Origin of the sequence: Leifsonia tongyongensis, from assembly GCF_010686705.1 — a bacterium.
In the GTDB taxonomy this organism is placed as follows: domain Bacteria; phylum Actinomycetota; class Actinomycetes; order Actinomycetales; family Microbacteriaceae; genus Diaminobutyricibacter; species Diaminobutyricibacter tongyongensis.
The window spans coordinates 242,663-254,841 of sequence record NZ_JAAGWY010000004.1 but is presented as its reverse complement, the minus strand read 5'-3'; the positions used below and the strand labels follow the sequence as shown (position 1 = coordinate 254,841).

The 12,179-nt window shown below is 67.9% G+C and carries 10 protein-coding genes; 2 read left to right on the top strand and 8 right to left on the bottom strand.

The window, feature by feature from the left end; all coding sequences use genetic code 11:
• Nucleotides 1–4: 4 nt before the first annotated feature.
• Nucleotides 5–1,612, bottom strand: a complete 1,608-nt coding sequence (locus G3T36_RS16750; protein WP_163290960.1) for a carboxyl transferase domain-containing protein — start codon at nt 1,610–1,612, stop codon at nt 5–7.
• Between the two features lie 105 nt (nt 1,613–1,717).
• On the opposite strand from G3T36_RS16750, the gene G3T36_RS16745 reads away from it, so the two are divergent.
• Nucleotides 1,718–2,338, top strand: a complete 621-nt coding sequence (locus G3T36_RS16745) for an SACE_7040 family transcriptional regulator (RefSeq protein ID WP_163290958.1) — start codon at nt 1,718–1,720, stop codon at nt 2,336–2,338.
• A gap of 9 nt (nt 2,339–2,347) precedes the next feature.
• Here G3T36_RS16745 and G3T36_RS16740 read toward each other — a convergent pair whose 3' ends face one another.
• The 3 genes from G3T36_RS16740 to pdhA are packed head-to-tail and all read right to left on the bottom strand — an operon-like array spanning nt 2,348 to nt 6,013.
• A complete protein-coding gene (locus G3T36_RS16740; RefSeq protein WP_163290957.1) occupies nt 2,348–3,817 on the bottom strand; it encodes a 2-oxo acid dehydrogenase subunit E2 in 1,470 nt (489 codons plus the stop codon).
• A gap of 1 nt (nt 3,818) precedes the next feature.
• A complete protein-coding gene (locus G3T36_RS16735) occupies nt 3,819–4,829 on the bottom strand; it encodes an alpha-ketoacid dehydrogenase subunit beta (RefSeq protein WP_163290956.1) in 1,011 nt (336 codons plus the stop codon).
• Nucleotides 4,826–6,013 carry a pyruvate dehydrogenase (acetyl-transferring) E1 component subunit alpha gene (gene pdhA / locus G3T36_RS16730; protein ID WP_163291123.1) on the bottom strand — a complete coding sequence of 396 codons (1,188 nt, stop codon included), beginning with the start codon at nt 6,011–6,013 and terminating at the stop codon, nt 4,826–4,828. Before pdhA ends, G3T36_RS16735 begins: the two co-directional genes overlap by 4 nt.
• Before the next feature lie 266 nt (nt 6,014–6,279).
• Here pdhA and G3T36_RS16725 point away from each other — a divergent pair, with 266 nt between their 5' ends.
• The gene (locus G3T36_RS16725; RefSeq protein ID WP_163290955.1) at nt 6,280–6,747 is read left to right on the top strand and encodes an Lrp/AsnC family transcriptional regulator; all 468 of its coding nucleotides are present in this window, start codon (nt 6,280–6,282) and stop codon (nt 6,745–6,747) included.
• A 92-nt stretch (nt 6,748–6,839) separates the two neighbouring features.
• Here the strand turns inward: G3T36_RS16725 and G3T36_RS16720 are convergent, their stop codons facing one another.
• The 4 genes from G3T36_RS16720 to G3T36_RS16705 all read right to left on the bottom strand — a co-directional run bounded on the left by G3T36_RS16720 (nt 6,840) and on the right by G3T36_RS16705 (nt 12,174).
• A complete protein-coding gene (locus G3T36_RS16720) occupies nt 6,840–9,152 on the bottom strand; it encodes a polyribonucleotide nucleotidyltransferase (RefSeq protein WP_163290954.1) in 2,313 nt (770 codons plus the stop codon).
• Between the two features lie 367 nt (nt 9,153–9,519).
• Nucleotides 9,520–10,314 carry a fructosamine kinase family protein gene (locus G3T36_RS16715; RefSeq protein ID WP_163290953.1) on the bottom strand — a complete coding sequence of 265 codons (795 nt, stop codon included), beginning with the start codon at nt 10,312–10,314 and terminating at the stop codon, nt 9,520–9,522.
• A gap of 91 nt (nt 10,315–10,405) precedes the next feature.
• On the bottom strand, nt 10,406–11,035 hold the full coding sequence (locus tag G3T36_RS16710; protein ID WP_163290952.1) for an FMN reductase: 630 nt from the start codon (nt 11,033–11,035) through the stop codon (nt 10,406–10,408).
• Nucleotides 11,032–12,174: an LLM class flavin-dependent oxidoreductase gene (locus G3T36_RS16705; protein ID WP_163290951.1), complete on the bottom strand. Its 1,143-nt coding sequence runs from the start codon at nt 12,172–12,174 to the stop codon at nt 11,032–11,034. Before G3T36_RS16705 ends, G3T36_RS16710 begins: the two co-directional genes overlap by 4 nt.
• Nucleotides 12,175–12,179 lie beyond the last annotated feature (5 nt).

Sequence of the window (12,179 nt, the reverse complement as noted above, 5' to 3'; positions counted from 1 at the left end):
GTCGTCACATCCGGAACAGGCCGAAGGCCGAGTCGGCCAGCGGGGTACGGGAGCAGGTGTCGAGGGCGAGCCCGAGAATGGTGCGGGTGTCGGCGGGGTCGATGACACCGTCGTCCCAGAGCCTGCCGGTCGAATAGTAAGGGCTTCCCTGATGTTCGTACTGCTCGGCGATCGGGGCCTTGAAGGCCGCCTCGTCCTCTGCCGACCAGTCTTCACCGCGGCCCTCGAGCTGCTCGCGTTTGACGGTGGCCAGCACCGACGACGCCTGCGCGCCGCCCATGACCGAGATGCGGCTCGCCGGCCACATCCAGAGGAAGCGCGGCGAGTACGCCCGGCCGCACATCGAGTAGTTGCCCGCGCCGAACGATCCGCCGATCACGACGGTCAGCTTGGGCACCCGCGTCGTTGCGACCGCCGTGACCATCTTCGCGCCGTGCTTGGCGATCCCGCCCGCCTCGTAGTCGCGCCCGACCATGAAGCCGGAGATGTTCTGGAGGAACAGCAGCGGGATGCCCCGCTGGTCGCACAGTTCGATGAAGTGCGCACCCTTGAGGGCGGACTCGCTGAACAGCACGCCGTTGTTGGCGACGATGCCGACCGGATGACCGTGGATGTGCGCGAAGCCTGTGACGAGAGTAGGACCGTACTCCGCCTTGAACTCGTGGAACTCGCTGGCATCCACCAAGCGCGCGATCACCTCGCGCACGTCGTACGGGGCCTGGACGTCGACCGGCACCACGCCGTAGAGCGACGATGGGTCGACCGCCGGCTCCCGGGTCTCGATGACCCGCCACGCCGGCTCCGCCGGTGCGGGAAGGGTGGCGACGATGTCGCGGACGATCTGCAGCGCGTGGCGGTCGTTCTCGGCGAGATGGTCGACGACGCCGGACGTGCGGGCGTGCAGTTCTCCGCCGCCGAGCTCCTCGGCGGTGACGACCTCGCCGATGGCCGCCTTCACGAGCGGCGGGCCGCCGAGGAAGATCGTGCCCTGGTTGCGGACGATCACTGTCTCATCGCTCATCGCCGGCACGTACGCGCCGCCGGCGGTGCACGAACCGAGCACGGCGGCGATCTGCGGGATCTTGGCGGCCGACATGCGTGCCTGGTTGAAGAAGATGCGCCCGAAATGGTCGCGATCGGGGAAGACCTCGTCCTGCATCGGCAGGAACGCCCCGCCCGAGTCGACGAGGTAGATGCACGGAAGCCGGTTCTCGAGGGCGATCTCCTGTGCGCGCAGGTGCTTCTTGACGGTCATCGGGTAGTACGTGCCGCCCTTGACGGTGGCGTCGTTGCAGATGACGAGCACCTGGCGGCCGTGTACGAGCCCGATGCCGGCGATGAGGCCGGCCGCGGGGCACTCGTCGTCGTAGAGCCCGGTCGCAGCGAGCGGAGCGATCTCGAGGAACGGGCTGCCATCGTCGAGGAGCTCGTCGATGCGGTCCCGGGGAAGCAGCTTGCCACGCGCGACGTGACGCTCTCGCGAGCGCTCAGGGCCGCCCGCAGCCGCGACCTCGAGGCGTTCGTGCAACTCGGCGACGAGAGCGCGCTGGGCCTCGTCGTTGGCGGTGAAGCGCGCGTCCCCGGTTTCGATCGCCGTCGTGAGCGTGTGCATGAGCTATTCGCCGACTCCCTCGTCGCATCCGTTCAGTTAGTAGCCACTAACTCACATTTAGGTTAGTGTTCATTAACCGAATTGTCCAGCGCAAGGAGCAGCCACGTGACAGAAGTCGTGGACGGCGCCCGCCCGACCCAGCGGAGCCAGGCCAAAGCCGACCGCCGCGCAGCCCTTCTCGACGCCGCCGCCAAACTCTTCGCCGACAGGGGCTTCAACGGTGTCTCGATCGAAGACCTCGGCACCGCGGTCGGCGTGAGCGGACCGGCGGTCTACCGCCACTTCGCCGGTAAGCAGGCCGTGCTCGCGGCCCTGCTGGTCGGCGTCAGCCAGGACCTTCTCGACGGAGGCAGGGCGGTCGTCGAGAGGTCGGCGGACGACGCGCTGGCGCTCCGATCGCTGATCGCCTTCCACGCCGACTTCGCACTCGGCAACCCGGACGTGATCCGCGTGCAGGACCGCGATCTGGACTCCCTGGCCGACGAAGACCGCCGCGAGGTGCGGAGCCTCCAGCGCCGCTACATCGAGCAGTGGACCGCCGTGCTCGGCCGCCTGCACCCCTCGCTCGACGCGACCGTGCTCCGGGTGCGCGTCCAGGCCACGTTCGGCCTCATCAACTCGACGCCGCACAGCGCGCGCACCCACGGCCGGGCCATCGACCCGGCCACAGCCCGGCCGGTGCTCGAAGCCATGGCGTGGGCAGGACTCAACGCCCCTGTCCGCTGACCGAGCCGGTCAGACCATCGTCAGCACGGAACCGGGCTCGGACAGGATCCGCCCGACATCCGCGATGAACCGGGATGCCTGCTCGCCGTCTACGAGACGGTGATCGAACGAGACGCTGAGCGTCACGACATCGCGCAGGGCGATCCCGCCGTCGTGCTCCCACGGCTGCCGCCGCACTGCACCCAGCGCGAGAATGCCCGCCTCACCCGGATTCAGGATGGGTGTGCCCGTGTCGACGCCGAACACCCCGACGTTCGAGACCGAGAGGGTCCCGCCCGTGAGCCGCTCCGGCGGCGTGCGGCCCTCCCGGGCGACCGCGACCAGGTCGGTGAGCGCCCGGGCGAGTTCGACGAGCGTCAGCTGGTCCGCATCCGGAATCGTCGGTACCAGCAGCCCGCGCGGAGTCGCGGCGGCGATGCCGAGATTGACGTAGCCGAACTCCACGATCTCGTTCGCCTGGGCGTCCCAGCGCGAATTGATCGACGGCGTGCGTGATGCCGCGATGCACATCGCCTTGGCGACGACGACGAGGAAGGACATCCGGACGCCCTCGAAGGCGCGGTCCGTCTTCATCCGCTCCAGCATCGACGTCGTCTCGGTCACGTCGACCGTGAGGAACACGGTCGCGTGCGGTGCGGTGAACGCGCTCTGGACCATCGCCTCCGCCGTGTGCTTGCGCACTCCGCGGATCGGGATGCGCGTCTCGCGCTCCCGTCCGGTGCGCGGGAGACGGGGCGCGGGCGCCTGCTCGGCGACGGGTGCCGTCACGCGCGCGGAGAACTGTTCCACGTCGTGGCGTGTGACGAGTCCGCGGTCGCCGGTCGCCGGAACCTCGGACAGGTCGACGCCGAGTTCGCGGGCCAGCTTGCGCACGGGAGGCGTCGCCCGAGGGCGTTCCGGGGTCGCGGTCGATGTCGCCTGTTCGGTCACTGTCGGAGTCGCTGTCACTATCGGAGTCGCTGTCACTGTCGGAGTCGCTGTCACTGTCGGAGCAGGCGTCGCGGTCGCTGCAGGCTGCGGCTGCTGCTGGTCCTCGTGCTGCTGTTCGGGCGCGGTCGACCCGGGTGTCGACGCCGGTACCTGCTCAGTGGTCGCAAGACCGGGACGCACACGGCGCGCCGGACGCGCAGCCGAGTCGGCCCGCGCGCCGTAGCCCACCAGATTGGGTTCCGGAGCGTCCGGCGCCTCCGCAGCCGTGCTCGAATCGTCCAGCCGAACACCGTCGCCCGGGTCGCCTTCCACCTCGAATGCGACGATCCGCTCCCCCACGTTCACCGTCACGCCCGGTTCGACATACAGGCGGGAGATGACACCGGACCACGGTGCCGGCAGCTCGACGAGCGCCTTTGCGGTCTCCACATCCGCAATGATCTGGTTCAGCTGGACCGTGTCGCCCACGGCCACATGCCATTCGACCAGCTCGGACTCGGTGAGTCCCTCACCGAGGTCGGGCAGAGCGAAATCCTTGATGACACCCACGTCAGTCCTCCACACCGGTCAGCGAGTTCGGCCGGTCCATCGCGCGGTCCACACCGTCGAGGATGCGGTCCAGGTCGGGAACGTGGTACTGCTCGAGCTTCGCCGGCGGGTAGGGGATGTCGTGTCCGGTCACCCGCACCGGCGCGTGCTCGAGATAGTAGAAGCACCGCTCGGTGATGCTCGCAGCGACCTCGGCGCCGAGGCCGCCGGACTGCGCCGCCTCATGCGTGACGACGAGCCGGCCGGTCTTGCGGACGGAGGCGACGACGGTGTCGAAGTCGACAGGCGCGAGCGAGCGGAGATCGATCACCTCGACGGAGATGCCCTCGTCGGATGCGGCGACCGCGGCGTCCTTGGCCGTCTGGACGAGCGGACCGTACGCGACCAGGGTCACATCCGTTCCCGGCGTCACGATCTTGGCCGTGCCCATCGGGCGCGCATCGTCGAGCGGCGTCAGCTCGTCGACCTCGCCCTTGACGTGGTAGCGGCGCTTCGGCTCGAAATACAGCACAGGGTCGTCGCACGCGATCGCCTGCTGGATCATCGTGTACGCATCCTGGGGGTCGGCGACGCTCACGACCCGGAGTCCCGCTGCGTGCGCGAAGTAGGCCTCCGGCGAATCCGAGTGGTGCTCGGCGGCACCGATGCCGCCCGCGAACGGAACCCGGATGGTGATCGGCATCTTCACGATGCCGCGGGTCCGGTAGTGCATCCGCGCCACCTGGCTGACGATCTGGTCGAACGCCGGGTAGATGAAACCGTCGAACTGGATTTCGCAGACCGGGCGGAAGCCGCGATAGGCGAGGCCGACAGCGGTGCCGAGGATGCCCGACTCCGCCAGGGGCGTGTCCATCACCCTGCGGGCGCCGAACTCGGCCTGCAGCCCGTCGGTGACGCGGTACACGCCGCCGAGGCGGCCGATGTCCTCACCCATCAGGACGACCTTGTCATCCGTGGCGAGCGACCGCCTGAGTCCGGCGTTGATCGCCTTCGCCATCGTCAGTGTTGTCATGATACTTTCCTGTCCTGGTGGCCGAGCCTGTCCTGGTCGAGCCTGTCGTGCTCGCGGAGCGCCTGGCTCGGCGTCGTGTCTTCGCCGACGAACGTGCGGAGGTATCGGCTGTAATGGTCGCGCTGGCGGGACAGCCCCGTATGAGACGTGCTGTACACGTGGTCGAACACCGCCATGGGCTCGGGGTCGGGCAGAGCGATGCAGCCGGCGCGCAGCTCGGCCGCCACCGCATCCGCTTTCGCCGAGACCGCCTCCGAGCGCTCGTCGGTCATCAGGCCCCGCTCCGTCAGGTAGGCGGCAAGCCGGGCGATCGGGTCCTTCGCGCGCCACGACTCCACCTCGGACGCCTCGCGGTAGCGCGTCGGGTCGTCGGCGGTCGTGTGCGGCCCCATGCGGTACGTGACCGCCTCGATGAACGTGGGACCGCCTCCGCCGCGCGCGCGATCAAGAGCGAGCCGGGTGACCGCCATCACGGCGAGCACATCGTTTCCGTCGACCCGGACGCTCGGGATGCCGAAGCCCGGAGCGCGTTCGGCGACCGGCCGCTGCGCCTGGAGGGTCACCGGCTCGGAGATCGCCCACTGGTTGTTCTGGCAGAAGAAGATCACGGGCGCCGAATACGTCGCGGCGAAGATCATCGCCTCGGTGACGTCGCCCTCGCTCGTCGCGCCGTCCCCGAAGTAGGCGACGGCGACCGCATCCGACCCATCGTTCTGGATGCCGATCGCGTACCCGGTCGCGTGCAACGTCTGGGCGCCGATGATGACCTGAGGCGTCGCCATGTTGATCGCGTACGGATCCCAGCCCGAAGCGGTCGTCCCGCGCCACACCCGGACGAGATCGGTGAGATCTGCGCCACGGCAGTATGCGACGCCGTTCTCGCGGTAGCTGGAGAACACGAAGTCGTCGCTGCGGAGTGCGCGACCCGAACCGACCTGGGCGGCCTCCTGCCCGAGAAGCGGCGGCCACAGGCCCAGTTCGCCCTGGCGCTGCAGTGCTGTCGCCTCGGTGTCGATCCGGCGGATGACCACCATGTCCTCGTAGAGGGCCAGAAGCTGCTCGTCGCCGACGTCGGCCACCCAGGCGTCGTAGCGCGAGTCGGAGAGTCGGGCGCCGTCGGGGGTCAGGAGCTGAACGGTGTCGATGTCGCCCAGATGGAGCGCGCCGAGCTGGATCTCATCCATGCGCTCGGACGGCTCGGCGGAGTGGGCCCGTTCGACGTGTTCGTCGACGGAGACGGTGCCGGCGGAAACATTCTCGGTTGACATGGGTGCACGCAGCCTTCGCTCTTCGCCCGGTCGTTGCGTTCGTGGCGCGTCGACCGGCCCTCGGCGTCCTTGCCGAAAGTACCTCTGACGGTACGCTGCGTGCTCACAAAGCACAACCAGCAACACGCGCGGTGTGCACGATGCACTGTTCTGGCGTGTCGCGACCTGCTAGATTTCGCACTATGCGCAGCCTCGACAGCACCGATTTCCAGCTTCTCATAGCCCTCAGCAGAGAACCGCGCGCGACGTACGTCTCGCTCGCCGACGAACTCGGCCTCAGCCGCAACACGGTTCAGGCGCGAATGGCTCAGCTGGAGCGCTCGGGTGTGTTCCTCGCCTTCGATCGGCGCATCGATCCGGCCGCTGCCGGATATCCCCTGACCGCCTTCATCACGGTGCACGTGCAGCAGCAGAAACTCGCCCGGATCGTCCAATCGCTCGCCGCGATCCCCGAGATCATCCAGGCGCACGGACTCAGCGGGCCGAGCGACCTGCTGGTGCGCTGCGTGTGCCTGGATGCGGAAGACCTGTTCCGGATCAACGGTGCGATCCTCGCGTGCGACGGCGTCGAGCGCACCGAGACCGCGCTCGACATGGGCGAGCTCATCCCGTACCGCATCCGCCCGCTCCTGGAGCAGCGCTTGCGCTGAGCGGGGCGGCACAGACGACTGCACAGACGACGGCACAGACGACGGATGCCCGCCCCGGCGAACCGGGACGGGCATCCGTTGAGTGCGAACTGCTACGCGTTGACGTCCGCGTCCGCGTCCTCGACGGGAGCCGTCGGGCCCTCGCTCGAGGCGTCGCGACCCTGCGTGTCGGCCTCGTCGGCGAGCACCGGAGCGAGCGACAGCTTTCCGCGGTCGTCGATCTTGGTGATCTCGACCAGGATCTTCTGGCCGACGCTGAGCACGTCTTCGACGTTCTCGACACGCTTGCCACCGGCGAGCTTGCGCACCTCGGAGATGTGCAGCAGGCCGTCCTTGCCGGGCAGCAGCGAGACGAACGCACCGAACGCGGCGATTTTGACGACTGTTCCGAGGAACTGCTCGCCGACCTCCGGGTTGGTGGGGTTCGCGATCGCGTTCACCTGGGCACGGGCCGCCTCGGCCGAGGGGCCGTCGGTCGCACCGATGTAGACGGTGCCGTCCTCCTCGATCGAGATCTCGGCGCCGGTCTCGTCCTGGATCGCGTTGATCGTCTTGCCCTTCGGGCCGATCAGCTCACCGATCTTGTCGACGGGGATCTGGACCGAGATCACCCGCGGCGCGGTCGGGGCCATCTCGTCCGGCCGGTCGATGGCGGCATTCAGCACGCTGAGGATGGTCGTACGAGCATCCTTCGCCTGCTTGAGCGCGCCGGCGAGCACCGCGGAAGGGATGCCGTCGAGCTTCGTGTCCAGCTGGATCGCCGTGACGAACTCGCTGGTACCCGCGACCTTGAAGTCCATGTCGCCGAGAGCGTCTTCGGCGCCGAGGATGTCGGTGAGGGCCGCATAGCGGGTCTCACCGTCGACGGTGTCGGAGATCAGGCCCATCGCGATACCGGCGACCGGAGCGCGCAGCGGCACACCGGCGTTCAGCAGCGACAGGGTCGACGCGCAGACGGAACCCATCGACGTCGAACCGTTGGAGCCGAGAGCCTCGGACACCTGGCGGATCGCGTACGGGAACTCCTCGCGGCTCGGCAGCACCGGCACGAGTGCGCGCTCGGCCAGGTAGCCGTGCCCGATCTCGCGACGCTTCGGCGAACCGACGCGGCCGGTCTCACCGGTCGAGTACGGCGGGAAGTTGTAGTGGTGCAGGTAACGCTTCTTCGTCACCGGCGAGAGCGAGTCGATCTGCTGCTCCATCTTGAGCATGTTCAGCGTGGTGACGCCCAGGATCTGGGTCTCGCCGCGCTGGAAGATCGCCGAACCGTGGACGCGCGGGATGACCTGCACCTCGGCGTCGAGCGGACGGATGTCGGTCAGGCCACGGCCGTCGATGCGGATGCCCTCACGCAGCACGCGGCCGCGCATGACCACCTTCGACACCGACTTGTACGCCGCAGAGAACTGCGAGAGCACCTCGGCGTCGAGCACACCGGCTTCGACCTTCTCGGTCAGAGCGACCTTGACGCGCTCCTTGAGGGCGTCGTCGGCGTTCTGGCGCTCGATCTTGTCGGCGATCTGGTAGACGTTCACCAGCTCGTCGTAGGCGAGGCCGGCGACGTTGTCGTAGGTCTCCTTCGAGTACGGAAGGAACACCGGGTACTCGGCGATGTCCTTCGCGGCCTGCTGCGCGAGCACGTTCTGTGCACCGACCAGCTGCTTGAGGAACGGCTTCGCCGCCTCGAGACCCTGGGCCACGACCTCTTCGTTCGGCTTGGTGGCACCGCCCTGGATGAGGTTCCAGCTGTTCTCGGTCGCTTCCGCCTCGACCATCATGATCGCGACGTCTTCCGAACCATCGGCAGCGGTAATCACGCGGCCGGCGACGACGATGTCGAAGACGGCCTCCTCGAGCTGCGTCACGTTCGGGAACGCGATCCACTGGTCTTCAGCAGCGCCGTTGCCGGGGATGAGCGCAAGGCGCACCGCACCGATCGGACCGCTGAACGGCAGGCCGGAGATCTGGGTCGACATCGAGGCGGCGTTGATCGCCAGCGCGTCGTAGAACTCGCCGGGAGCGATGCTCAGGACGGTGATGACGATCTGGACCTCGTTGCGGAGTCCGTCGACGAACGACGGGCGCAGCGGACGGTCGATGAGACGGCAGACGAGGATCGCCTCGGTCGAGGGACGACCCTCACGACGGAAGAACGAGCCGGGGATCTTGCCTGCGGCGTAGGAACGCTCTTCGACGTCCACCGTCAGCGGGAAGAAGTCGAAGTTGTCCTTGGGGTGCTTGCTCGCGCTGGTCGCGCTCAGCAGCATGGTCTCCTCGTCGAGGTAGGCCGCGACGGCGCCCTGCGCCTGCTGGGCGAGGCGGCCTGCTTCGAAGCGGACCGTGCGCGTGCCGAAACGTCCGTTGTCGAGAACGGCTTCGGCGAATTTGATTTCTGGACCTTCCAAGAGGTCTTTCTCCTTTGTTCAGTACTACTGACCGCCCCGTGTGGGCGGCGAGGCGCGACCCCGTATGGGCGGCGTCTCGTACATCGGAGCAGGGGGAACAGGCAGATCGACACGCGTGTCTACGTGTACGTGCGGCCTCCCACCCGGTCGATCGTCTCTCGACGTGGACCGCTCGGTGGGCGCGCGTCTGGCCATCAGTAGAAATACACGGCTGCGTGTGACGTTCGGGTCGCATCCGGATACCACCACCGAGGACCAGCTTCCTGCCAGCCTGCTCCGTTGGTGCTCTGTCTTCAGTTGTCGGCGACGGGAGAATATCCACGTCAACCGCGAGAATCCTATCAGGTGCCGGTGCGGGGCGGCTGGATCAGCTCGCGAGCGCGAGCGTCGCGAGAGCGGCTTCGTGCAGAGCGTGCCCGTACGAGGGGCCATATGACGCCGCGTGCACGGCGAGCGGATGCAGCTGGTGCAGCGGGATGCGGTCCTGCCAGCCCCAGAGCAACGGCCTCCCCCGATCCCACGCGGCTGCTTCGTATCCGGCGACGATCTCGTCGAAGTAGGGGCAACCGAACAAGGCGAGCATCGCAAGATCGGTTTCGCGGTGACCGCCGTGAGCTGCCGGGTCGATGAGGACGCCGCCGCTCTTGTCCCAGAGAAGATTGCCGTGCCACAGGTCGCCGTGGATGCGTGCCGGTGGATCCTCGTCGTCGAGCTCGCCGGATGCGATCCTCGCCGTGGCACGTTCGATGTCCGGCAGCTGCGCAGGGCTCACGCTGCCCGCTTCGACCGCGATCGGCAGGTACGGCAGGATGCGGTGGCGCGCGTAGAACCGTCCCCACGAGCTCTCGGAGGCGACCGGAAGCTGCCTCCCGCCGATGTAGAGCGGGCCGCGCCAATGCTCAGGCGGGGCACCGAACGCCTCGGCCCCGGCAAGGTGGGTGATTGCAAGGCCGGCACCGAATGCGCGAGCTGCGTCGGCGGTCGGCCGGGCCTCTCGGATGCGCTCCAGTTCGATGACGCCGGGCCACACGCCGATCACCTCGACGACCCTCGCCCCGCCGTCGGGCTCCGCTTCACTCAGCCAGCGGAGCCCCGCCGCCTCCGCTTCGAAGAACAGGTCGGGCGCATCCGGTCGCCGTTTCACGAACGTCGGGACCGCCATCCGCCGAATCTACTCGTCGCGGCAACGGCGAAAGGCGCCACAAGGGGTTCAAGCGTCGCTTGAACCCCTTTACTGGCACCTTTGGTGGCGTCTACTCGGCCTGGAAGCCGCCGATCATCGACCTGAAGTCGCCTTCGAGGTCGAAGGGATCCTTCACCAGGCTGGAGCGGTCGGATGCCGCGACGAGAGCCGCGAACTCGCCTGCGGCACGCTCGACGCGGTCCGGAAGCGCCTTCACGGCGTCGGCACCGCTGCCCCAGTCCGCTGACGCCGCGTAGACCGACGTCGGGACAACGTTCGTGTGCAGGTAGGTGAACATCGGGCGCATCGCGTATTCGAGGGCGAGCGAGTGGCGCTCGGTCCCGCCGGTGGCCCCGAGCACGACGGGCATGCCTTCGAGCGCAGACGGGTCGAGCACGTCGAAGAACGACTTGAACAGCCCGCTGTAGCTGGTGGTGAAGATCGGAGTCACCGCGATCATCCCGTCGGCCGTCGTGACCTTCTCGATCACGTCGGCGAGCGTCGGGCTGGGGAAGCCGGCCAGCAGGTTGTTGGTCACGTCCTTCGCGATGTCACGGAGTTCCACGACCTCGACCTTCGCCTGGATGCCCTGCTCGGCCAACCTGCTCACGGTGGCGTCCGCGAGCCGGTCGGCCAGCAGCCGGGTGGATGACGGCTGGCTGAGGCCCGCCGAGATCACCGCGATCGTGCGTTCGGTCATCGCTGGACCTCCGCGCTCTCGGGCACCGCAGCGGATGCGTCGGCCAGGTCCTCGGCGAGTTCGGCCGCGTCGCGTGCCGCGACGAGTGCCTCGTGCGTGGGGCCGTCGGGCACGTTCGCAGGGCGAAGGGCGTCGAACTCCTTGCGAAGCACGGGCACGACTTCCTCGCCGAGGATGTCGAGCTGCTCGAGCACCGTCTTCAGCGGCAGGCCGGCGTGGTCCATCAGGAACAGCTGGCGCTGGTAGTCGCCGAAGTAGTCGCGGAAGGTGAGTGTACGGTCGATGACCTCCTGGGGGCTGCCGACGGTGAGTGGTGTCTGCTCGGTGAACTCCTCCAGCGACGGTCCGTGCCCGTAGACGGGCGCGTTGTCGAAGTACGGCCGGAATTCGCGGACCGCATCCTGCGAGTTCTTGCGCATGAACACCTGGCCGCCGAGCCCGACGATCGCCTGGTCTGCCGTGCCGTGGCCGTAGTGCTCGAAGCGCTGGCGGTACAGCTGGATGAGGCGCATGTAGTGCTCCTTCGGCCAGAAGATGTTGTTGGCGAAGAAGCCGTCGCCGTAGAAGGCGGCCTGCTCGGCGATCTCCGGGCTCCGGATGCTCCCGTGCCACACGAACGGAGGAACGCCGTCGAGCGGGCGGGGCGTCGACTGGAAGCCCTGCAGCGGGGTGCGGAACTGGCCTTCCCAGTCCACGAAGTCCTCACGCCACAGTCGGTGCACGAGGTTGTAGTTCTCCAGCGCCAGTTCGATGCCCTGGCGGATGTCTTTGCCGAACCACGGATAGACCGGGCCGGTGTTGCCGCGGCCCATCATCACGTCCACTCGGCCGTCGGCCACGTGCTGGAGCATTGCGAAGTCTTCAGCGATCTTGACCGGGTCGTTGGTGGTGATGAGGGTGGTGGAGGTCGACAGGATGATCCGGTCGGTCTTCGCAGCGATATAGCCGAGCATGGTCGTCGGGCTGGACGGCACGAACGGCGGGTTGTGGTGCTCACCCTGGGCGAACACGTCGAGGCCGACCTCTTCCGCCTTCTGGGCGATGGTCAGCATGGCCTTGATGCGCTCATGTTCCGTGGGCGTCTGGCCGGTGGTCGGGTCCGTGGTGACGTCGCCGACGGTGAAGATTCCGAACTGCATTTCTG

Coding starts and splice junctions, on each gene's coding strand:
- G3T36_RS16750 (WP_163290960.1), bottom strand. CDS start 1,612: ATGCACACGCTCACGACGGCGATCGAAACCGGGGACGCGCGCTTCACC.
- G3T36_RS16710 (WP_163290952.1), bottom strand. CDS start 11,035: ATGACCGAACGCACGATCGCGGTGATCTCGGCGGGCCTCAGCCAGCCG.
- G3T36_RS16735 (WP_163290956.1), bottom strand. CDS start 4,829: ATGACAACACTGACGATGGCGAAGGCGATCAACGCCGGACTCAGGCGG.
- G3T36_RS16725 (WP_163290955.1), top strand. CDS start 6,280: ATGCGCAGCCTCGACAGCACCGATTTCCAGCTTCTCATAGCCCTCAGC.
- G3T36_RS16715 (WP_163290953.1), bottom strand. CDS start 10,314: ATGGCGGTCCCGACGTTCGTGAAACGGCGACCGGATGCGCCCGACCTG.
- G3T36_RS16705 (WP_163290951.1), bottom strand. CDS start 12,174: ATGCAGTTCGGAATCTTCACCGTCGGCGACGTCACCACGGACCCGACC.
- pdhA (WP_163291123.1), bottom strand. CDS start 6,013: ATGGATGAGATCCAGCTCGGCGCGCTCCATCTGGGCGACATCGACACC.